Origin of the sequence: Ramlibacter sp. WS9 (genome assembly GCF_003797765.1) — a bacterium.
Taxonomy (GTDB): domain Bacteria; phylum Pseudomonadota; class Gammaproteobacteria; order Burkholderiales; family Burkholderiaceae_C; genus Ramlibacter.
The window spans coordinates 1-253 of the sequence record NZ_RKMB01000177.1 but is presented as its reverse complement, the minus strand read 5'-3'; the positions used below and the strand labels follow the sequence as shown (position 1 = coordinate 253).

At 56.5% G+C, this 253-nt stretch carries 1 protein-coding gene; it reads right to left on the bottom strand.

Annotated elements, in window-relative coordinates; genetic code table 11:
• Positions 1-69: 69 nt before the first annotated feature.
• Positions 70-243, bottom strand: a complete 174-nt coding sequence (locus EEB15_RS34720; protein WP_370284146.1) for a hypothetical protein — start codon at positions 241-243, stop codon at positions 70-72.
• Positions 244-253: the final 10 nt, after the last annotated feature.

The window sequence follows — 253 nt, the reverse complement described above, 5'->3', positions numbered from 1 at the left end:
ATCATGGCCATGGTGATCACTCCTTTGTCCCCTGCCTAATAAAGCAGCAGGGTAGGTTGAACACCCGGGTCAGTTTTGAAGCGGCAGATCCCTCAAAGGTGGGTCAGTTTTCGGCCGGCGCCAACAAACCGGATGGCCGTCTACGATCAGACAGATCTTGCCTTCGACTTGCCTGAGCAGCCGGCGAAGAAACTCGACGAACAGCGGCGCCCTGAACTTCCCCTCGAAGACCATGAAGGCCAAAGCACCCTTG